This is a genomic window from Shewanella sp. MBTL60-112-B2 (genome assembly GCF_019655055.1).
Lineage (GTDB): Bacteria > Pseudomonadota > Gammaproteobacteria > Enterobacterales > Shewanellaceae > Shewanella.
This window is the reverse complement of sequence record NZ_BPFA01000014.1, coordinates 91,114-112,894: the sequence shown is the minus strand read 5'-3', so window position 1 is coordinate 112,894 and position 21,781 is coordinate 91,114. Positions and strand designations below refer to the sequence as shown.

At 43.2% G+C, this 21,781-nt stretch carries 19 protein-coding genes and 4 tRNA genes; 16 read left to right on the top strand and 7 right to left on the bottom strand.

Annotation, left to right across the window (positions count from 1 at the left end; genetic code table 11):
- Positions 1–19: 19 nt before the first annotated feature.
- Entirely contained in the window at positions 20–337 is a 318-nt protein-coding gene (locus tag K5Q73_RS11095) for a hypothetical protein (RefSeq protein ID WP_220766146.1), read from the bottom strand.
- A gap of 186 nt (positions 338–523) precedes the next feature.
- Here K5Q73_RS11095 and K5Q73_RS11090 point away from each other — a divergent pair, with 186 nt between their 5' ends.
- The 3 genes from K5Q73_RS11090 (at position 524) to K5Q73_RS11080 (ending at position 3,482) form a co-directional block, all read left to right on the top strand.
- Positions 524–1,021, top strand: a complete 498-nt coding sequence (locus K5Q73_RS11090; protein WP_220763230.1) for a putative 4-hydroxy-4-methyl-2-oxoglutarate aldolase — start codon at positions 524–526, stop codon at positions 1,019–1,021.
- A 74-nt stretch (positions 1,022–1,095) separates the two neighbouring features.
- The gene (locus K5Q73_RS11085; protein WP_220763232.1) at positions 1,096–2,922 is read left to right on the top strand and encodes an AsmA family protein; all 1,827 of its coding nucleotides are present in this window, start codon (positions 1,096–1,098) and stop codon (positions 2,920–2,922) included.
- Positions 2,922–3,482: a BsuPI-related putative proteinase inhibitor gene (locus tag K5Q73_RS11080; protein WP_220763233.1), complete on the top strand. Its 561-nt coding sequence runs from the start codon at positions 2,922–2,924 to the stop codon at positions 3,480–3,482. The genes K5Q73_RS11085 and K5Q73_RS11080 overlap by 1 nt, the downstream gene beginning before the upstream one ends.
- A 60-nt stretch (positions 3,483–3,542) precedes the next feature.
- Here K5Q73_RS11080 and K5Q73_RS11075 read toward each other — a convergent pair whose 3' ends face one another.
- Entirely contained in the window at positions 3,543–5,102 is a 1,560-nt protein-coding gene (locus K5Q73_RS11075) for a LysM peptidoglycan-binding domain-containing protein (protein WP_220763235.1), read from the bottom strand.
- A gap of 90 nt (positions 5,103–5,192) precedes the next feature.
- Positions 5,193–5,984 (bottom strand): hydroxyacylglutathione hydrolase, encoded by a 792-nt coding sequence (gloB, locus tag K5Q73_RS11070; protein ID WP_220763237.1) that lies wholly within the window; start codon positions 5,982–5,984, stop codon positions 5,193–5,195.
- 139 nt (positions 5,985–6,123) lie between these two features.
- Between gloB and K5Q73_RS11065 the strand changes: the two genes are divergently transcribed.
- Positions 6,124–6,855 (top strand): class I SAM-dependent methyltransferase, encoded by a 732-nt coding sequence (locus K5Q73_RS11065; RefSeq protein ID WP_220763239.1) that lies wholly within the window; start codon positions 6,124–6,126, stop codon positions 6,853–6,855.
- A 43-nt stretch (positions 6,856–6,898) separates the two neighbouring features.
- Positions 6,899–7,795, top strand: coding sequence for a LysR substrate-binding domain-containing protein (locus K5Q73_RS11060; RefSeq protein WP_220763241.1), 897 nt, complete (start codon positions 6,899–6,901; stop codon positions 7,793–7,795).
- 168 nt (positions 7,796–7,963) lie between these two features.
- Here K5Q73_RS11060 and rnhA read toward each other — a convergent pair whose 3' ends face one another.
- Positions 7,964–8,449 carry a ribonuclease HI gene (gene rnhA / locus K5Q73_RS11055; protein WP_220763242.1) on the bottom strand — a complete coding sequence of 162 codons (486 nt, stop codon included), beginning with the start codon at positions 8,447–8,449 and terminating at the stop codon, positions 7,964–7,966.
- Positions 8,450–8,521: 72 nt separating this feature from the next.
- On the opposite strand from rnhA, the gene dnaQ reads away from it, so the two are divergent.
- The 7 genes from dnaQ (at position 8,522) to K5Q73_RS11020 (ending at position 13,637) form a co-directional block, all read left to right on the top strand.
- Complete coding sequence (dnaQ, locus tag K5Q73_RS11050) at positions 8,522–9,250, top strand: DNA polymerase III subunit epsilon (protein ID WP_220763244.1); 729 nt, start codon at positions 8,522–8,524, stop codon at positions 9,248–9,250.
- A gap of 10 nt (positions 9,251–9,260) precedes the next feature.
- Positions 9,261–10,595 (top strand): TIGR03503 family protein, encoded by a 1,335-nt coding sequence (locus K5Q73_RS11045; protein WP_220763245.1) that lies wholly within the window; start codon positions 9,261–9,263, stop codon positions 10,593–10,595.
- A 124-nt stretch (positions 10,596–10,719) separates the two neighbouring features.
- Positions 10,720–10,796, top strand: a tRNA-Asp gene (locus K5Q73_RS11040).
- 83 nt (positions 10,797–10,879) lie between these two features.
- Positions 10,880–10,956, top strand: a tRNA-Asp gene (locus K5Q73_RS11035).
- Positions 10,957–11,035: 79 nt separating this feature from the next.
- A tRNA-Asp gene (locus tag K5Q73_RS11030) sits at positions 11,036–11,112 on the top strand.
- 80 nt (positions 11,113–11,192) lie between these two features.
- Positions 11,193–11,269, top strand: a tRNA-Asp gene (locus K5Q73_RS11025).
- Positions 11,270–11,771: 502 nt separating this feature from the next.
- Complete coding sequence (locus K5Q73_RS11020) at positions 11,772–13,637, top strand: sodium:proton antiporter (protein WP_220763247.1); 1,866 nt, start codon at positions 11,772–11,774, stop codon at positions 13,635–13,637.
- A 277-nt stretch (positions 13,638–13,914) separates the two neighbouring features.
- Here the strand turns inward: K5Q73_RS11020 and K5Q73_RS11015 are convergent, their stop codons facing one another.
- Genes K5Q73_RS11015 through K5Q73_RS11005 form a run of 3 tightly spaced genes read right to left on the bottom strand, consistent with a single transcriptional unit; the run spans position 13,915 to position 15,870 of the window.
- Complete coding sequence (locus K5Q73_RS11015; RefSeq protein ID WP_220763249.1) at positions 13,915–14,106, bottom strand: hypothetical protein; 192 nt, start codon at positions 14,104–14,106, stop codon at positions 13,915–13,917.
- A 4-nt stretch (positions 14,107–14,110) separates the two neighbouring features.
- Positions 14,111–15,403: a methyl-accepting chemotaxis protein gene (locus K5Q73_RS11010; protein WP_220763251.1), complete on the bottom strand. Its 1,293-nt coding sequence runs from the start codon at positions 15,401–15,403 to the stop codon at positions 14,111–14,113.
- Complete coding sequence (locus K5Q73_RS11005; protein ID WP_220763253.1) at positions 15,391–15,870, bottom strand: CHASE3 domain-containing protein; 480 nt, start codon at positions 15,868–15,870, stop codon at positions 15,391–15,393. Before K5Q73_RS11005 ends, K5Q73_RS11010 begins: the two co-directional genes overlap by 13 nt.
- A 605-nt stretch (positions 15,871–16,475) precedes the next feature.
- Here K5Q73_RS11005 and K5Q73_RS11000 point away from each other — a divergent pair.
- The 4 genes from K5Q73_RS11000 to katG all read left to right on the top strand — a co-directional run bounded on the left by K5Q73_RS11000 (position 16,476) and on the right by katG (position 21,636).
- Positions 16,476–17,768, top strand: coding sequence for a serine/threonine transporter (locus K5Q73_RS11000; protein ID WP_220763255.1), 1,293 nt, complete (start codon positions 16,476–16,478; stop codon positions 17,766–17,768).
- Between the two features lie 740 nt (positions 17,769–18,508).
- A complete protein-coding gene (locus tag K5Q73_RS10995; protein WP_220763256.1) occupies positions 18,509–18,883 on the top strand; it encodes a hypothetical protein in 375 nt (124 codons plus the stop codon).
- Positions 18,880–19,251: a hypothetical protein gene (locus tag K5Q73_RS10990; protein ID WP_220763258.1), complete on the top strand. Its 372-nt coding sequence runs from the start codon at positions 18,880–18,882 to the stop codon at positions 19,249–19,251. The genes K5Q73_RS10995 and K5Q73_RS10990 overlap by 4 nt, the downstream gene beginning before the upstream one ends.
- 228 nt (positions 19,252–19,479) lie before the next feature.
- The gene (gene katG, locus K5Q73_RS10985) at positions 19,480–21,636 is read left to right on the top strand and encodes a catalase/peroxidase HPI (protein ID WP_220763260.1); all 2,157 of its coding nucleotides are present in this window, start codon (positions 19,480–19,482) and stop codon (positions 21,634–21,636) included.
- The last annotated feature ends 145 nt before the right edge of the window (positions 21,637–21,781 follow it).

Here is a 21,781-nt window from a genome sequence, read left to right as displayed (position 1 = left end):
CGGATATGAAACTAGGGTTTTAACCGTTTTCTTGCTTCTTCATAATCTGCACAACTTCATCGTAAGAAAGGTTATATTGGCGTGAAAGATTAATGATTTTTGTTTTATAAGTCTGAATGCTTTCTTTCTGAGCGATTAACTTTTTTTCTTTTTCGACTTGCTCATTAACCGCTTCTTGTAAGATTAATAATCGACGAAGACTAAAGTCTAGTGAGTCGATATATTTCAACATCTGGGTTTTATTGCGAGCTTGCTCTAAATCACTTGAATTCTTTTTATCATAACCATACTGATCAAGTGCAGCGATAGCACTTTCTAATTCGATATTAGTGTTCATTTTTACCTACGGCTAACTTACAGAGGAGTCTGTTTAAGACATTGAGTAATATTATAGTTTGTATTTTGTTCTTGGAAAAGTCTCGATGACATAAATTATGATAAATTTCTGCGTTAATACTTGGGTTTCGACTCCTTACCTGTCAGTCTAAGAAGGAGTTTACTTCTACCCACGCATGGAGGCTTGATGCTAGATCTGTTACCCGATTTATTCGACGCTTATGGCGACAAACTCACACTACTCCCGCCTATGTTTATTTCTTATGGTAAACAAGAGTGCTTTTGGGGGGAAGTTGTCACAGTAAAATGCTATCGAGACAACTCAAAAGTCAAAGAGTTACTTGCGCAAGATGGTCGAGGTAAAGTCTTAGTTGTCGATGGGCAAGGAGGAATGGATTGTGCCCTATTAGGCGACATGATTGCTCAAAGTGCTGCTGATAATGGTTGGAATGGAGTGGTTATTTTGGGCTGTGTTCGTGATGTAGGTGCATTGAAAACAATTGATCTCGGAATTCAAGCTATTGGTGCTAACCCAATAAAAACAGTGAAAAAAGGTATTGGTGAAGTTAACATTGCTGTTGAAATTTACGGCGTTATTATTTCACCCCATTCATTCATCTATGCCGATGGTAATGGAGTCGCTTTATCGAATGAGGCGCTAGACATTTCGGTACTCAATTTATAATTATTTCTTCAAATTAGACTCTTTAAAAAGGTGCACTTTTCTGAGTCTTTTAGTGATAACAGATGGGATCTGCTATGAAATTTTTAAAATGGTTTTTTATAACACTCTTAGGATTAGTCCTCGCTTTGGTGCTATATATCACAGTGATTTTTGACCCTAATGATTTTAAGCCTCAAATCGTTGACCTAGTGAAGCTGCAGACAGGGCGCGAGTTGGCAATTGGTAGTGACTTATCGTGGACTTTTTTCCCTAGTTTGGGAATAAAGTTAGGCAAAATTACCCTGTCAAATCCTCAAGGCTTTAAAAATGCCTCCATGGTGTCTGTCAATGAGGTGGTGGCTGAAGTTGCATTAATGCCGCTATTAAAGAAAGAGGTTGAGATCTCTCAACTCAATCTTGATGGTTTAACCTTGAAGCTGGAAACGCAAAAGGATGGTCGAACCAGTTTTGATGGTTTGGCGGGTAACGCAGATAACAAGGCTACCTCAGAAGGTGCTACGCAAAGTACAGCTTCGAGTAATGCTACGCTAGCACGGCTCGATATCGGCGGCATTGCAATCACCAATACCCAAATAACTAACATTGATCATTTAAGCCAAACCGAACAAGTTTTTGCCTTAAAAGAGTTAACGCTAGGTAGATTCCAATTGGGCGAGTTTGCACCGCTAAATTATGAGTTTTCTGCCACCTTGCCTGATATGGCCGTAACTAGCCAAGGTCAAGGGCAGATAAAGGTCGCGCAAGATCTACAGACAATTACCATCAATGATTTCGTGGTTAACAACCAAGTCACTGGTGAAGGCATACCAAATGGCAGCCTAAAGGCCGACTTAGCCACCTCTTTAGTCGTGGCGTTAGATAAGCAAACATTGAGCCTAGTGCTCTCAAGCTTTAATGCCGCTAATATCAATGCGACTGGTAAGCTCGATATTGCATACGGAAGTAAAGTACCTCAGGTAGTCGCCAAGCTTGAAGTAGGCGATGTCGACCTTGATGCGCTATTGCCAAAGCAAGAGGGCGAGCCGGCTAATCAAGATAAGCCAACAGCAAATCCATCTAAGGCAGTTGAGCCAGATTTAACCGCGATGAAGTCAGTTAATCTTGACGTCGATGTACGGATTAAGTCGGTTAAAGTGGCAAACTTAAAGACTGAAAACTGGGTGATGAAGCTGCTGATGAAAGGCGGCGTAGCCGATATTAAGCAACTATCAGCCGATCTTTATGGCGGAAAAATCAATGTGACGGCAAAACTTGATGGCCGAGAAAAGGTGGCTAGCTATCAGTTTGATAAGCGTCTATCGGGTGTGGACATTCGTGCCTTGCTAATCGATATGGCCGACGTCGATCTGCTCGACGGTAAGGCAAACTTTAACGTAGCGGGTAAGGGACGTAGCTTGCTTCCTGATAACTTGAAGCGAAATCTTGTGGCAAACGGCCAGTTTGAAATTGCCGATGGTGCAATCCATGGCGTTAATATTCCACAGATGATCCGCGAAGCAAAAGCTAAGTTGGGTGGCGATCTGTCGGCAACTGCAGGCTCTACTGAAAAGAAGACTGATTTTACTAGCATGACAGGCTCATTTAATGTCGCCAAGGGTGTAGTTACAAATCCTGATCTGGATATGGCTTCACCGCTTATTCGTCTGCAAGGGGCTGGTACGGCAAACATTATCAGTGAGGCATTAGATTATAAATTAACCACGTCTGTAGTTGGTTCACTTGAAGGGCAAGGCGGCGATACTCGCGACTCACTGTATGGTGTCGAGATCCCATTTGCGATTAGCGGTACTATGTCAGAGCCTAAATTTGCGTTAGACACTAAAGCCTTACTGGACTCAAAACTTAAAGATGAAACGAATAAGCTAAAAGACAGCTTATTTAAGAAATTTGGAGGTTTTTAATGGCTAAGACACTTCTACTCCCTTTAATAGCAATAAGTTTACTGGGCTGTTCTGGTCAGCAAACAGAAGGCAACAATTTGAATAAGAGCGCAGCGCCAAGCGCTCCGAGTGCTCAACTTGAGCCGTCTCCAGCTGCAAGTAACCCAACTATTGTTGGTGGTGCTAACGGTGAACAGCGTTACGTTAAGGAGGGTAAAGCTGTGAGTCAAGGACTATTAGATGCTCAACTAATAGTGAAAAACAAGGCTGATATTACGCTGGAGTATACGAATAATCAGTCTTATGGCGTGCCCTTGATGTTTTCATCTGGAATGACGGCAGACCTTTGGTTGCTCGATCCTCAAGGCAAGCGAGTCTGGGCTTGGTCCAATGAAATGATGTTTACTCAGGCCATTCGGGAGCTGGTGATGCCAGCGGGTAAGACTCAGCGAGTCGAGTTTAAAATACCTGCTGATATCGCGGTAAACATAGGTGAAGGTTATAGCCTTAAAGCTACCTTTGGCGGGCGTGCGACTGAATCTCAAGTGCCAGCAATGCTTCCGGTAATATATAGCTACTAAGTTAACTTATTGCGAGTGACAAAAAAGGCGACCTTAGGTCGCCTTTTTAATGGGGATAATTTATGTTCTGACTTTTGTCATATCAACATAGAGCTTAAGCATTTGACCCGGTTGGATATACTTGCTCTTTTCAAGTTCGTTCCAACGCACGAGATCATTAACGCTGACATTGAACTTGCTAGCGATACGAGCTAAAGAGTCACCATTGCGAACCTTATAGTTAACGGTACGCATGACTTCACTTAAGCCACTCTTTTTAGATACGGTACCAGACCAAATCACTAGCTTCTGGCCTATCTGTAGCGGATCTTTAGGCGCCATACTGTTCCAGCTGGCTAACTGAGCAGTTTTAACCTTGTGCTGTTTCGCAATTTTCCACAGTGAATCACCCGAACGGACCTTGTAAGTAATTTTACTGGCACCACGGGCTTTATTTTGCTTACGTACTAGACGTTGATCGGTTGATAACAGATATTCATCAAGGTTCTTAGCTGAAACCGGGATCAACAGATACTTACCTACAATAATGGTGTTGCCATTGATATCGTTGACCGCTTTTAATGCCGAAATCGTAGTGCGATAACGTTTTGCAATTAAGCCTAAGCTGTCTCCTGACTTAATCTTATAGCGTTCCCAGTTTAGGCGAACCGTTGTGCTAGTATCATTTAACGCGAGTTTAAAAGCATCGGCTTTAGCAACAGGCAGTACCAGTTTATGGGGGCCTTCAGGAGCCGTCGCCCAGCGGTTAAATCCAGGGTTTAACTTGTGTAGCTCAGATGTAGTCATATTGGCAAGATCAGCGGCTAGCGCTAAATCAATTTGACTACCAATATCGATGACTTCAATTTGAGGCTTGTTGCTGATTGGTGTCAGTTTAATGCCATACTTATCGGCATTTTTGATCACATCGGCTAATGCAAGTAACTGAGGAACATAGCGCTCGGTTTCTGTTGGTAGATTAAGGCTAAAAAAGTCAGTCGATATGCCTTTTTTCTTATTTCGCTTAGCGGCGTTGATCACGCGACCTTCGCCGGTATTATAGGCGGCAATGGCGTATAGCCAGTTTTGGCCTGTTTTACCATGAAGGTACTCAAGCATATCTAAAGCGGCTATCGTGGCTGCGGGGACATCTCTGCGACCGTCATACCACCAGTTCATCTGTAGGCCGAAGTGACGCGCCATTGGCGAAGTGAATTGCCAAAGGCCTGATGCTGCGCCATGTGAATAAGCAAAAGGATCGAAAGCACTTTCAACAATAGGTAGCAGAGCCAACTCGATAGGAAGATTACGTTTCTCAATCTCATCGACTATCAAATACATAAATGGCGTCGCTCGCTCAGATACGCGCTCTAAATGTTGAGGGTGTTTGATGTACCAGTCGCGATATTGGCGAACCAGTTTTTCATCAGGTACTTCCATCTGCATATTAAGACGGATCCGTTGCCAAATATCGGTAACTTCAACAACCTTAACAACTTCAGGTTCAATAGGTTTTGGGGCGACTTTCTCAACTGCAACTGGCTTGGCAGGGATCCCTTCCGAAGTCTGTTGGTTGTCTAAAGTTTGACAACCTGTCAACAGGGCAATGCCCCCTGCGACAAATAAAAATGGTACGCGCATCTAAAATCTGTATCCTTAACTTAGGCTCAAAAAAGCCAGAAAAAATCTGGCTTAGTGGCGCTGGAATAGCGAGCTATTGTAGATTATTTTTTAGAAATTGTCTTTCCATTGGCGTAGAAGTGAGAAGCTTTGCAATGGATTATCGATAGGTTGTTGGAATTGAATGGATAAAGATTGCCAAATTTCCTCGCTATCGCTTCTTAAAAAGGGGTTAATTGCCTTTTCTTGGCCAATTGATGAAGGCAAGGTCGGATTATTTTGACCTCGAAGGGCATGGGCCTTTTTTGTGTAATCTATGAGCGCAGCGTTATTGGGCTCAACTTTGTTGGCAAATGCCAGGTTCGCTAAGGTGTATTCGTGAGCGCAGCAAACTTTAGTATCGTCGGGTAGCTGACTTAATTGACTCAGTGACTGGTACATCTGTTCGGCACTACCTTCAAACAGGCGGCCACAGCCTGCACTAAACAAGGTATCACCACAAAACAATACGTCTTCAATTAAATAAGCGATATGACCTAAAGTATGCCCAGGCAATTGAATAACCTTTGCATTAACATCTGTATTTGCGAGGGTGATATTACCGCTGGTCGCAATAGGGTGGTTTACACCGATAATGTTTTCGCATTGCGGACCATAAACTGCGATGTGATCACCAAATTGACGGATTAATTGCTCGATCCCGCCAGTGTGGTCGTGATGATGATGGGTAATAAGTATGCCTAGCAGTGTCTGTTCTGTTTGGTGCAGATAGTCGATGACGACTTGAGCATCGCCGGGATCGACGACATAGACGCCACTGTTATGGGCGCCACTATTTTGCTGAGATTGGAACGCCCAGATATAATTATCATTGAACGCGGATAATGGGGTGATATGCAACATGTCTAAACTCTCTCATTTAATGTAATTAAGCGCTGCCGCAAAATTAATTTGAGCACTAAACTCAGTTTACTGAGCAAAGCTATTGCTTGTATACCGCTTTCGTTATTAAAGTAGAGCATTAGTGATTTTGGAGATTGATTTGTCACAGTCTGAATTACCCTTAAAGCCTTATCATTGGTCTGAACTCCCTAATGGGCCGGTTATACGCCAAAGCGTAGAGCAGGCTTTATCTCCATGGTGGCCAAGAATTTTTGGTTATTTCATGCTTAATTTAGGTCCTTTAAGTCATAAAATGGCAAAAAAAGGCGTAGGCATTAGCCGACAGTATTCTTTATTCGATGAGGCTCAGGCAAATATTGAGGGGGATTACTGCCAGTTACCGATCCAAAACACCAGTATTGATGCGGTAGTGATGAACTTCTTACTTGAGTTTGAAGCCGATCCTTATCGGGTGCTGCGTGAAGTTGATAGAGTTCTCATTGCTGGTGGCCATCTTGTGATAACCGGATTCAATCCCCTTAGTCCTATGTTTATGGGGAAAGTATTACCTAACTATCAACAAGAGATCCCTTGGTGCGGTCGTTTCTTTATGCCCTCAAGGGTAAAAGACTGGTTAGGCCTATTGGGCTATCAAGTGGTCGCTGATGAACGTTTATTGCATCACCATATGCTTAGAGATGTGAAAACTGACAGTATATGGTCGCATGCGCTTAAATCCTGGTTGCCTAGTACGGGGAGCGTCTATGTGCTGGTGGCAAAAAAATTAGAAACGCCGTTAACACCAATACAGGCAAAACGAAAAGTTAAGCGCCCTAGTTGGTCAACGGCAAGCGCGAGTCGTGCAGGCCACGCGCCAAAATCTTCAGATTAATAACTTTAGATTAATAACTTTAGATTAATAAGTAAGAGACTTAATGCGTATTACATTAAAACAGCTAGCCGTTTTTGAAGCGGTAGCCCGCAGTGGGCAAGTTGCAAAGGCTGCAGAGATGCTTAGTTTATCGTCTCCAGCTACTTCGATGGCATTGTCAGAATTAGAGAAACAACTGGATGCACGATTATTTGAACGTATTGGTAATCGTCTACGTTTAAATTCACAGGGGAGTCTACTGTTACCTTTAGCAACTGAAGCACTGCAAAAAATTGATCAAATTGAACATGCTTTTTCGCCAGCTGGTGCTGAGCTAGGCGGTAATCTCAACGTTAGTGCTAGCTCAACGATAGGCAACTATCTATTAGCAAAGTCGGCGGTGGCATTTTGTCAACAGCACACCAATACCTTAGTCAATGTTGATATTGAAAATAGCCAAAAGGTGATTAATTCGGTATTAGAATTTAGAAGTGAGATGGGCTTTATCGAAGGTCAATGTCTCGATAGTCGCATTGCAGTCGAAGCCTGGCACAGAGACAAGTTATTAGTGTTTTGTCATCCAGCACATCCACTCGCGGGTAAAACCGTCAAGCCGAGTGAGCTTAATGGCATGCCTTGGGTGATGCGAGAAGAGGGCTCCGGCACGCGAGATTGCTTTGTCAGTGCCGCCAACGCTTTGGATATGCAACCGCAAGAGAAGTTTCGCTTTTCGACCCCCGATGCAATTAAACAAGCGGTAAAGCAAGGCGCTGGCTTAGGCGTGTTATCTGAGCTGACTCTTGAGAAAGACCTGATCCGTAAAGAGTTGTCGGTCATTGAAGTTGAAGGGTTAGCATTAGAGCGAAAGTTTTATCGTATTCACCATAAAAGCCGCCACTTTACAGCCGTGGGCTTAGCCTTTATCGATTTTTGTCGAAGCTTTCTTAATACCGAACATTAATATTGTGAAAGCCAGTGCTTGAGTTTAAATGCTAGAGCTTAAGTACTATTGCTTAGAACTGGATCTTAATCACTGGAGCTTAGAACTAGAGCAGAAAAACTTAAGCTACAAGTATTGAATATCAAGGCTAGAAACTGTCATTGTGACAGCTTCTAACCCGTGTAAACATTACTCTGGCTTTTGCTGGGTTAGATAGCCGATATCTTCTTGTGTAGGTTTGGCCTCCGCTGCTTGGCGGGCAAGGTCGTCACAGCGTTCGTTTTCGCTATGGCCTGCGTGGCCTTTAACCCAGCGCCATTCAACCTGATGACGTTGTGATACGGCATCTAAACGTTTCCAAAGATCGACATTTTTAACGGGCTGATTTGTAGAAGTGATCCAGCCTTTTCGTTTCCAACCATGGATCCATTGGGTGATCCCTTGGCGCATATACTGGCTATCGCTGGTTAAAATTACCTCGCATGGCACCTTTAGTGCTTCAAGGGCTATAATCGGCGCAAGCATCTCCATACGGTTATTGGTGGTGAGGGCAAAACCATCAGCCAGTTCTTTGGTGCATTTTTTGTACTTTAAAACGATGCCATAGCCGCCAGGGCCAGGATTTCCTAGGCAAGAACCGTCGGTATAGATAGAGATCTGTTTCAGTCCAGTCATCAAGTTGCTACCATAGCTATAATTGCGGGCGAGTATACCCAAAAAATTTAACTGAGAAATGTATAAATTCATATGAATATTGTTTCAAGCGCCAAGCGGCAAATTATTCTTGATACCGAAACCACTGGTATGAACCAATCGAGTGGTCCAATTTATTTAGGCCATCGAATTATTGAAATTGGTTGTGTCGAAGTGGTAAACCGTCGTTTAACGGGCCGTCATTATCATGAATACATCAATCCGCAACAGCCGATTGATGAAGAGGCTATCGCGGTTCACGGTATTACCAATGAGTTTGTTGCAGACAAGCCAAAGTTCCATGAAGTAGCCCAAAGCTTTATCGAGTTTATCGATGGCGCAGAAATTGTGGCACATAACGCTAACTTCGACGTTAGCTTTATGGATCATGAATTTTCAATGTTGCAGCCACTGGGGCCAAAAACGGCTGACATTTGTCAAATCCTCGATTCGTTAGCCATTGCCAAACATTTGCATCCAGGCCAGAAGAATAACTTGGATGCACTATGTAAGCGTTACGGTATCGATAACTCTGCCCGTGATCTCCACGGCGCATTACTCGATGCCGAGATTTTGGCTGACGTATATCTGTTGATGACAGGTGGGCAGACTAAATTTAACCTTTCAAGCGAAAAAGCCGGACAAGAAGGTGGTGGGATCAATCGTTTAACTGCTGATAGAACAAAACTTAAAGTGATCGCCGCATCGGCCGATGAACTGATTAGACACGAAGAGCGATTAGATCTAGTCGCAAAATCAGGACAATGCCTCTGGCGCGGATAAATGTCATTTTATGAGTCTTAATATGGTTAGAAGAGTTAAACTTTTCACGGCTTTCATACTCTGCTATTGCTCGTTGAGCACTACTGTTCTCGCTAATGTAGTGCTTTCTAACCATGCTTCGGAATTAAAAAACCGCTTTAGAATCGACCATATGGTTGATTCTATGACTTTGCTTATCCACAGAGAATACGGCAGTGGACCTGTGGTGTTGGTGCGTCCTGATGGTAGTAAATGGTACGTCAATCGTCACCCTGAAGATAAAGTCACCTGGATGGAAGGTCTAACGGGTGACATGATCACCATTAAAAAGCCAATGCCGGGCCCATGGCAGCTGCTTGGACAAGTGGTGGAGGGCTCGGTTATTGAAAAGGTTTCGACACTGACTATTGAAGTCGATGCCATTCCTCAACCTTTGTTCCAAGGGGAGCGTCTTAAGTTAACGGCCAGATTATTGGGAGATGAGCAAAAAGTACGTCTACCTGGTCTAGATTTTATGATGAATTGGACCGCTCGTTTTGCGAGCAAGAATAATACCGCAGATGAAAATTACGCCGCGGGAATCGTAATTGTCGGGGCTTATAGAGATAACGGTGAGGCCCTAGATGAGAAACCTGATGACGGCATATTTACCAGTGATTTAGACCTGGAGCAGCCTTGGGGAGATTATGCCCTGCAAGTTCAGGCTAAAAATACGGTATTAGAGCGAGAGTTCACTCAAGATTTTAGGTTGTCTCAACGGCCAATTGACGTGAAACTGCTCACCCCAGAAACTCCTAATGCTGGGCTTTGGACATTGGACATTAATATAGACGATGAATTACTGTTATTGCAGCAGACTCATCTAGAGGCCGAAATTATGGGGCCTACAGGGAAGGTTATTGCTGTTTCCATCACTAATCTCACCGAAAAGCACAGTCAGTTCAATTTACCGCAAGTCATAGATTTTGGCAGTTATGATCTCAAAATTAGCGCCATGAGTACAACTCTCGATGGAAGAGAGATCTATTTAACTCTGCCTGAACTGTTTTTTAATCTTATCGAACCGCCAGAGCCGCCACCTAGTGAAGAAGAGCTTGCCGCCAGAGCCGAAGCGATTGCTAAGGTACAGGAGCAGAAAGCCAAAGAAGAAGCGATTTTACTGATAGTTTCAATCAATGCTGTGCTTATCGTAGTGGGTGTATTGGTTTTATTGTTTATTCGTAAGCGAAGTAACCTTAACAGAGCATTAGCGGCGACAGAGGCGCGACTGGAAAAAGAGATCCGTAGAGAGAAAGTATTACTTGAACTGGATCAAATCGATCTCACTATGCCAGAAGACACAGATACGAATGACTCTAAGCGTTAGTATTCCTTGCTAAATTGTATAAGGAAAATACGGGTTGTTCGTTTTTCGATTAGTCAGTTAAGATCTTATAAAAAACTTATTGACGGACAACGTCACTCTACGTATTATTCACCGCACTTGATGTGGAGCGGTAGTTCAGTTGGTTAGAATACCGGCCTGTCACGCCGGGGGTCGCGGGTTCGAGTCCCGTCCGCTCCGCCAATCAAGTACTAAATTTTAGTTATTTGTTAGTGACATAACGAGTAACATCAGAAATCAACATTAATGATTTCTAGAAAAGTTTTGGAGCGGTAGTTCAGTTGGTTAGAATACCGGCCTGTCACGCCGGGGGTCGCGGGTTCGAGTCCCGTCCGCTCCGCCAATTTAGTTGTAAGGTTAATTATTGTTAGTGACATAGCAATAACTACAGAAATCGCCGTAAAGATTTCTATAAAAGTTTTGGAGCGGTAGTTCAGTTGGTTAGAATACCGGCCTGTCACGCCGGGGGTCGCGGGTTCGAGTCCCGTCCGCTCCGCCAATTTAGTTGTAAAGGTTAATTACTGTTAGTGACATAGCAATAGTTACAGAAATCGCCGTAAAGATTTCTAGAAAAGTTTAGGAGCGGTAGTTCAGTTGGTTAGAATACCGGCCTGTCACGCCGGGGGTCGCGGGTTCGAGTCCCGTCCGCTCCGCCAACACAAAGATAAAAGCCTCTACAGAAATGTGGAGGCTTTTTTCGTTATAACGCTCAGTAATTTTATTCACAAGTGGGCTATGCCTATCACGCTGAGGTCGCGGCTTCGTCAGTATTACCAGCCAATCCGCTCTGCCAACACAAAGATAAAAGCCTCTACACTTTACATAATAAAGAATGTGGAGGCATTTTTCGTACTTGGATTAAAAATTTAAACAGTTTATCGGCTTGAACTCTATTGCTTGTCTGCTTTGCTATTTACCTAGCACCTAGCACCTAGCACCTAGCACCTAGCACCTAGCACCTAGCACCTAGCACCTTACCTTACCTTACCTTACCTTACCTTGATGCATTCTTACTCACCTAGATTATTTAACGATAATATTGATTTACTTTTCTTGGTGTTATCGTATTTTACTCAGGCTTGACTATAGTTTTTACACTCAACGGCATGTTTTAACAAACATCGTTTCAAGTTAAACGATCAAATAAGGAAATAGGCTATGCTGGAGCAGATCACTGCGATGCTTGCTTTGCTAGGTGTGTTATCGTTGTTTTGTCAGTGGATAGGGTGGAAATTAAGGCTACCTGCTATTTTACCGCTATTATTGTGCGGCCTCTTGCTTGGGCCTGGCCTTGGCTTTTTACAGCCTGATGTCCTTTTTGGCGATCTGTTGTTTCCGATTATCTCCCTTGGTGTTGCAATTATCTTATTTGAGGGCGCATTAACCCTTAATTTCAAAGAGATTAAAGAGCATGGTGTTATGGTGACGCGGCTTGTTACCTTAGGTACGGTGATCACTTGGGCCTGTATTGCTGTTGGCACCTTCTATTTACTCGATTTTGAATGGTCAATGGCTTTGCTATTTGGCGCATTAGTCGTTGTTACCGGACCGACGGTTATTGTTCCTATGCTCCGAAGCGTGAGGCCAAAAACTGAGCTTGCTAGTATTTTGCGCTGGGAAGGCATAGTTATCGACCCCATCGGCGCGCTACTTGCTGTATTAGTGTTTGAATATATAGCTGTAGCGGCAGATCCCACCACCCATGTATTGCACGCTTTGAGTGCCATGTTAGCCGTAGGGCTTGGCTTTGGTGTTTTAAGTGGTTATTTAGTTGGTCTAATACTGCGTAACAACTTAATGCCACATTACTTACGTAATACAGCCGTGCTGACCTTGATGCTAGCGGTTTTTGTTGGTTCTAATCTGTTACAGGAAGAGGCGGGTTTGCTGTCGGTGACAGTAATGGGAATTTGGTTAGCGAATATGAAAGGGGTTGATATCGCAGATATTCTTGAGTTTAAAGAGACCCTGACCGTATTACTTATTTCTGCGCTATTTATATTGCTTGCTGCAAGACTGAATGCTGATGCGCTGCTAAGCCTAGGCTGGGAGGGCTTAGCGCTACTCGCTGTGGTGATGTTGATTGCAAGGCCGTTGAGTATTTGGTGCTGCGGTGTGGGGACGTCTTTATCTAACGGTGATAAATGGTTCTTAAGTTGGGTAGCACCACGGGGTATTGTAGCCGCTGCTATCTCGTCTTTGTTTGCTATCAAGCTCGAAGCAATTGGTATTAAAGGCGCTGAGATGATTGTGCCTTTGGTGTTTTTGATTATTATCGGCACAGTTGTTATTCAGAGTTTAACGGCGGGACGATGGGCAAAAATGCTAGGAGTTACTGCAGACTCTTCTCAAGGCTTATTAATTTTCGGTGCATCTAGGTTTCCACGTGCATTGGCTAAAACCTTGCAGTCTAAGGGGGTCACAGTGCTGCTTGCTGATAATAACTGGGATAATGTTCGCTTAGCCCGTATGGATAACATTCCGGTATATTTTGGTAATCCTGCGTCAGAGCATGCCGAAAACCATATGAATATGGCAGGTATTGGTCGAGTACTGGTGATGTCACCATATAGGCAGCTTAACCCACTTGTCACTTTCTATTTTCAAGATGTATTTGGTAGTAAAAAGGTTTTTGGACTCAATAATGGTGAAATCGCAAGTGCAAGACATCAATTATCTGAATCTTACTTGGAGCGATTAAGTCTATTTGGTGATGGTGTCTCTTACTCTAAGCTTGCGAGTTTAATGGCCAAAGGTGCAAGCATTAAAGGTACTCGTCTAACTGAGAACTTTAATTACGCTATGTTTATGGAGCAATACAGCCAAACGGCTATTCCATTGATTTATCTGCAAGATAACAAGGTGAGGCTTATTAGTGGTGAAGGTGAACTTGAGATCCCGATAGGGGTTGAGCTTATTAGCTTAATTCCCGCTGATGCGCTAAAGTCAGACAGTAGCAATGACAACGCAGAAATAACGAGCTCGACTTCTATCGTTGAGGAGAGTAATGGAGTGAATATTTAGCGTATTCGTTTTAGTCAAAAATCGGTTATGTAGATTAGAGCCATCAATCTTGCTCGTCCTTCCTTTAAAGACCGAGCAAGTGTTGCTTTCTGGCTATATTGGTCAGTTTAGATCAGACATAGTAACTTGATTAGGTGAGAGTTAACCGATTTGAAAAATGATGCGTTAAATAAATTCTGCCTGTATAGCTATGTTCATCGCTAAAATGGGTGAACGTATGAACATAGCTGTAATTTATTTAATTAAATTTATTCACTTAAACTATTAGCATTATTGATTACATCTTGAACTGCTTAACAGTATCATTTAATGAATTTGACAAGTTTGTTAACTCTTCACACGACTTAACGGTATCCAACATTAACGTGTAATTTTCTTGAGAGATGCTATTAACTGCCAACATACTTGTATTGACTTGCTCTGTTGCAACGCTTTGCTGCTCGGTAGCACTAGCACTTTGGGTGTTCATGTCATTAATCTTGGTAATGGATCTCGTAATTTCTGAAAAAGTCCCGCCTGACTGACTGACTGGCAGAGTCGATGCTTGCAGTTAATAAGCTAGTACTTTGCTGCATACTATTAACGACATCTTTTGTACCTGTTTGAATACTTTCAATTAAAGAATGTATTTCAGTGGTCGATTCTTGTGTCCTTTGAGCTAGAACACGCACTTCGTCTGCAACCACTGCAAAACCTCGGCCCTGCTCACCGGCCCGAGCCGCTTCTATCGCTGCGTTTAGTGCCAGTAAGTTAGTTTGTTCAGCAACACCACCAATCACGTCGAGGATCTTACCGATATTGTTTGTCTCTTCTGCAAGACTGGTAATTTTTAAGGACGTTCGTTTGATTTCATCATTCAAATCACCAATATGCCCGATGGTATTCTGGATAACTCCATAGCCAGCCTCAGCTTCATCAACAGCATTTGTCGCGACATGGGAAGCATTAACGGTATTTTGCGACACTTCTTGTACGGCAAGCGATAACTGTTGCATGGCATCTGTTATCTGCTCTGTTTTATCTAGTTGATCTTTTGCGCCGGAGCCCGTTTTATCTAGCACGGAGTTTAAGTAGGTAGAAGCATCATTGAGTTTACTGCTGGTTTGCGCAATGTGTCCGATAATGTCCTTTAGATTATTTGAAACCGTTTGGATTGCTAATAGGAGTACGCCTGATTCATTCTTACCTTGTTGTCCTACATTAATATTTAAATTACCTGCAGCTAATTGTTTTGCATAGGATACGGCTTGTTGGATAGGGTTAATAATACTTACTGATGTGATATGAGCAAATATAAATACAAGTAGGATGACTATGATGCACCCCCATATGATGACCCTTGTTGCCATGGTAGCAGCACTCGCCGATTCGGCTTTTCTTTGCTCCATTAAACTAAGCTCAACATCAATGATTGCAGTCACTTTAGAGCGCAATTCATCCATGTATACTTTTCCCTGCTTTTTGTCTAGCACAGCATAGAGATCTGACATTGATTTGAATTGTGTTGATTGACGCGTTAATACAATAGCTTGTTTGGCGTAGTCATTTATCCATGAATCAATAGACTCAGCGAGCCTAGTTTCCTTTATATTGGAGTTTTGTTGGTCTATTACGTTTTTACCAGCTTGATATGGTTCCAGATAAGCTTCTTGTCGGTTGAGTAAAAAACCGCGTAAACCTGTTTCCATATTGACAATGGCATTTAGTAATGTGATATTTGATTTAGACGAGCCTAGCTTGTCTAATTCAGTCCTTATGGAATCCATTTGTTGCTTGCCGATACCAGAATTAATTGCTTAAGCTGTGTATTAATTTGTTCACCACTTCGGATATTTTTACGCAGTGAAATAATCGATTCGGCATATTTCCCCCATAACATTGATTGTTGTGCAACTCCATCATAGCGTTCTTGCTGAGAAGGATTGTCTGAAGTTAACAACTTTGCAGCTTTAAAAAATGTTTGAAAGTCTTCCCTACCTGAGAAATAGGGCTCTAGGTACTCAGTTTCTCCAGTTATGGCATACCCTCTAATCCCAGTTTCTTGGTTGACCATTGAATTGACGAGGCCATTGGTTTGAGCTATTACCTCTTCAGTGTGGTCTACCCAATGTGCGGTTGTTTCCATGGTTGATATTGATTTGTATACAACAATATTGAATACAATCAGAATGGTGCAAATGATAATATTACTACCGAGTAATCTTGCCTTTATCGAAATATCGCTTAAATCCATGTAATTCACCATCATTGTCCGTAATAAAGCAAGTGTAGGGTATCGGGCGACTGTGTGCATATTTTGTTAATGAGAGAGTACTCTAATGACGTTTCCTCGTTATTAGGTTGATGCTGTGCTTGCATAAACTTTAGTTCCTTTAACTCGATGCTGTGTTAATTGCAGATTATTAATTTGATGAAAGTGATGATCTCATATGGGGGGCTAATATTTAAATTGGTAAAGAGTCGTCATTCAGACAAGCTTATGCAGCGAAGGCTAAGTCATTTTTTTCTAGTCTCGATGGGCATGACTCGTACTTGATACTCTCTTCATTGATTGAAAAAACAACATACAGGCTCTTTTATTTGTAAAACCTAAATAAGTTTGTCCGAAATCACATTTCTGTACAGTTCACTTCCCTATACTGCGCGGCCTTTACTGGGTTCTGCTAGTTTTTCATCCATCCTTTGGAGATAAACTCCCTATCTTATGTTGCCTATTTTGCTTGAGTCGATATTTTCGATGGCAATACGGTGCGGCTATATGATGAGGCGATGTGATTTTAGCTATGTAAACAGAACTCTTAAAAGGTCATATAAGAACCGTCTAAGGAGATGTCCATAATGGACTCTGTAATTAACAAAACTGAAAATACCTCGGCACAACTCAAGGTAAAGTCAAGCTGGAACAAAAGCGATACTCTATGGGTATTAGGGCTATATGGCACAGCTGTAGGGGCAGGCACGCTTTTTCTACCGATTAATGCGGCTCAAGGCGGATTGATCCCTCTTATTCTTATGGCACTATTGGCACTGCCAATGACCTTCTTTGCTCATCGTGGTTTAACTCGATTCGTGCTATCGGGTTCAAATCCAGACGCTGGGATCACAGAAGTGGTAGAGGAGCATTTTGGCGTAGGTATGGGTAAGGTTATTACCTTACTTTATTTCTTTGCCATTTATCCGATTTTACTTGTTTACAGTGTTGCACTTACCAATACTGTTGAAAGCTTTATGCAGCATCAGTTGAGTATTACTCCGCCTAACCGCGCAACATTAGCCTTAATCTTGATTATTGGCCTGATTGCCGTGGTTCGTTTAGGTGAGCAGTTAATTATCAAAGCGATGAGTGTGTTGGTTTTCCCATTCGTAGCCGTGCTTTTGCTGCTTTCTGTTTACCTAATTCCATACTGGAACACGTCAATATTTAGCAATGTGATGCCAGCTGAAGGTGGGATCAGCACTATCTTAATGGCCTTGTGGTTGATATTGCCAGTGATGGTATTTTCATTTAACCACTCACCTGTTATTTCCTCATTCGCTGTCGATCGTCGAAAGTTTCACGGCGATAATGCTGAAAAACAGTGTTCACGGATCTTAGCTTTTAGCCATATTCTTATGGTTGTGACCGTGATGTTTTTCGTGTTTAGTTGCGTGTTTAGCCTATCGCCAGCAAACTTAGCTGAGGCGAAAGCACAAAATGTGTCGATATTGACATATCTAGCAAACCATTTTGATACACCTATTATTGCTTACGTTGCGCCAATCGTTGCGATTATCGCAATCACTAAGTCTTTCTTTGGTCACTATATCGGTGCCAGTGAAGGTTTTAATGGTCTGATTATCAAGGCAGCACGCGGCAAGGGAAAAGAGGTCAATCCTGTTATTCTAAACCGCTTTACCGCAGGTTTTATGCTTGTGACCACTTGGGCCGTAGCAACGATTAACCCTAATATTTTAGGAATGATTGAAAGCCTAGGCGGACCAATCATCGCGTTGTTACTGTTTATCATGCCTATGTACGCCATCATGAAAGTACCGGCGATGAAGCAATATTCCGGCGCCATAAGCAATGTTTTTGTGGTGATAATCGGACTGGTATCTATATCTGCCATCTTTTATTCATTGGTGCAGTAAAACGACAAAGAGAGCAAGAACTGATGTTTTTGCTCTCTTAATTGGTAGTTCTCTTTATCGATATCGCTCCTTACCAATAGTATTGGTGCTTACCTCCTAAGATACCGCTCCCTATAAAGTTGGGTTTAACCAAACCTTTATCATTTACTAATTCTTTGCGTACTGCTTATCGGCCTGGTTTGTTGGTTTTAAGTTCAGCTTTAATAAAAACGATAGTGCTGTGCCTTTTTGTTGAATGAATGGGACAGTCTTTGCAGGCTATTAAATGGTCAGTTAGACAGGTTTAGATTTATAAGTAACTCAACTTATTATTAGAGTTAGTCATATTTTTTCCTTTGCCATCGCAGAGGAAGCTTCCTTATTGATAGTAAGCGTCAGCTTGATCGTTGAGCGAATATTTGGTGCTGTAGTCTTTTATTATCTAGCTGATCTATAATGACTTAATAGGTTGTCTCTGAACGTTAAAACTAATGTGCTGGCTATCAGCCGGTCCTTTTCTAGATGGGCACTTAGTTCTCTTTTTCAGTAAGTAATCAGCCAAACGCTTCTATAACAACCAATTAAATAAAACTCTTGTCGTTGCAGCTTTGCTTGAGCTGTAGTTTGCGTTCAGCTTCCGTTCATCTCCACACAGGCCTACTAGCGCCATCAGCGAATAATCACTGAAACTTACTCACTTATGGGGAAGTGCAAAACTTCAATAAGTGGAATTAACTAAAGGTTGGAGCTAGGAGATATTTATGCATTGCCCCTCAAAAATATTGTTACTTGTCGCGATAACTGGATTGTCAACACCTGCCTTGGCCAATGCACCTAAGTCTGATGTTATGCCTACAGAGGAGCAAGTCGATATAGGGCTGAAGAACTTCGGCTATTTGACCGGTTTAGCACTTGGTTGTGTGGCCGCAGAGCAAAGTGCGCAATTAGAAGCTGAGGCTATGAATATTAATAGCGAAATCAGCCGTACTTTAGGCGGCAACAGAGCTTTTCTCTATGCTGCTAGCTTTGGTTACGGTAGCAATATTGAACTCAATGAGCAGGAGTGCACAGAAGCGCTGATAAATTTTGAAAAACGTGCCGCTGCATTTCAACAAGATACGAGAGGTGAGAAATGAAACAAGGTCTGACACTCGCCCTGACAGTATTGATGGTTGCAGGTCTTGGGAGCTTTGATGCCAATGCTGGTCGCTATGAAGTGCGCAAAGAGATCCGTGAAGGGATCCGCGAAGTCAACCGTGAAAAGCGTGAAGCTGCCCGTGAAGTTTTACGTTGTAAAACCCGCAAATGTGCCAAGCGTGAAATTCGGGAAGGTTACCGAGAGGTCGCTAGAGAAAAACGCGAAGCACGCCGTGAAATCCGTCATGCACTGCATGATAACCGCCATGACCGATGGAAAAATAACAAAAATAATTTCCTGACAGGCGTATTGGTGGGTGGGGCTATTATTGGAGCAGCAACTGCAATAGCTAACGATAACGACTGAGTTTATAGCCGCCAAATACCAGTTGACCCCGGTTTATTAGCGGGGATGCCATCTTGCCATCAACAAGGTTAGTTGATGTTGTTATAAGAACACCAGTCACCCAAAGCTAGAGTGAAATCACACCGGATGTCGAAAAGTCACCATAAGCAACTACACTAATTAACCCAAGGGTCCAACATATTGTGTTTAATCCTTTTGAAGGGGTTCATTAGACAATGGAGAAGGTTTATGGCTGGCAAAAAATGCCCTGTGATGCATGGCGGCGCAACTGAAATCAGTATGTCGAATATGGAGTGGTGGCCTAAGGCGCTCAATCTCGATATTTTACATCAGCACGATAGTAAGACTAATCCTATGGGAGCAGGCTTTAACTATCGAGAGCAGGTTAAGTTACTTGATGTCCAAACACTTAAGAAAGACCTACACGCATTGATGACAGACAGTCAGCCTTGGTGGCCTGCAGATTGGGGGCATTATGGCGGACTGATGATCCGCTTGTCTTGGCATGCCGCAGGGACATACCGTACCGCTGATGGACGAGGGGGGGCGGGGCGAGGAAACCAACGTTTTGCGCCGCTTAATTCCTGGCCTGACAATGTTAATTTGGACAAAGCGCGTCGTTTACTATGGCCAATAAAAAAGAAGTATGGCAACAAGCTGAGTTGGGCTGACTTGATTGCTTATGCGGGCACAATTGCTTATGAATCTATGGGCCTTAAAACCTATGGTTTTGCCTTTGGCCGTGAAGATATTTGGCATCCTGAAAAAGATATCTACTGGGGAGCAGAAAAGGAGTGGCTAGCGCCTAGCGGCAGCGAAGGGAGTCGATACTCCGGTGAGCGCGATCTTGAAAACCCATTAGCTTCAGTAATGATGGGACTTATCTACGTTAATCCAGAGGGCGTAGATGGTCATCCCGACCCACTTCAAACGGCTAAAGATGTTCGCGTGACCTTTAGTCGTATGGCGATGAACGATGAAGAAACTGTAGCGTTAACGGCTGGTGGCCATACAGTAGGAAAATGCCACGGTAATGGAGATGCAGAGTTGTTAGGGTCAGTGCCTGAGGGAGCTGATATTAAAGAGCAAGGCCTAGGTTGGATAAATAACAGCAAACGTGGCATCGGCCGTGACACCGTATCGAGCGGACTTGAGGGGGCGTGGACTACGCATCCTACTCAATGGGATAACGGCTACTTTACCTTGCTACTTAATCATGAGTGGCAGCTGAATAAAAGTCCTGCAGGAGCTTGGCAGTGGGAGCCGATAAACATTAAAGAAGAAGACAAGCCTGTTGATGTTGAGGATTTAACTCGCCGTTATAACCCGATTATGACCGATGCAGATATGGCCATGAAGTTGGATCCCGATTACCAAAAAATTTCTGCACATTTTTATAAGGACCCAGCATACTTTTCTGCTGTCTTTGCGAAAGCATGGTTTAAGCTAACCCACCGTGATATGGGCCCTAAAACAAGGTATATCGGCCCAGATGTGCCGACTGAAGACTTACTATGGCAAGATCCTGTCCCACAAGGGAGGAGCGATTACGATGTTGAGGCGATTAAGGCACAAATTGCAGCAAGTGGACTGAGTGTCAGCGATATGGTTACTACTGCTTGGGATAGCGCGAGAACATTTAGGGGCTCAGATCTTCGCGGTGGGGCGAATGGCGCAAGGATCCGTCTTGCGCCACAAAGAGACTGGCAAGGTAACGAGCCAGAAAGGCTCAATAGAGTACTGGACGTGCTTGAACCTATTGCTGCGAAAAGTGGCGTTAGTGTGGCAGATGTGATTGTGCTTGCAGGTAACTTGGGCGTTGAACAAGCTGCTAAAGCGGCTGGATATGTTACCAAGGTGCCGTTTTGCCCAGGCCGTGGCGACGCTAGCGAAGATATGACCGATGTAGAATCTTTCAATGTATTAGAGCCGCTTCATGATGGTTATCGTAATTGGCTAAAGAAAGAGTATGCCGTTAGTGCTGAAGAGTTGATGCTTGATCAAACACAGCTACTTGGGCTCACAGCACAAGAGATGACAGTGCTCCTTGGAGGGATGCGAGTAATGGGGACCAATTATGCTGGTACCATCCACGGGCTTCTCACTGAGCGTGAAGGAACACTGACAAATGACTTCTTTGTTAATCTGACTGACATGAACAATACGTGGCAACCAGCAGGTCATAATCTGTATGAGATCTGCGAACGTGAAACAGGGCAGGTTAAGTGGACAGCCACTCGGGTAGACCTTGTGTTTGGTTCTAACTCAATTCTTCGGGCCTATGCCGAGGTCTATGCTCAAGATGATAATCAGCAAAAGTTGGTGGAGGATTTTGTTGCAGTGTGGACTAAGGTGATGAATGCAGATCGCTTCGATTTGAATTAGAGCTTCTATTTGCTTACTTAATACCGAGCAGGGTAAATATTTGGCCGCTAAGCGAGAGTTTAGCGGCCAAATGTTATTTTGATTGATATAACGCCCGCAGAGTTAGCCAATACCTGTTACTACGCACATGCTTTTCTGTGAACAT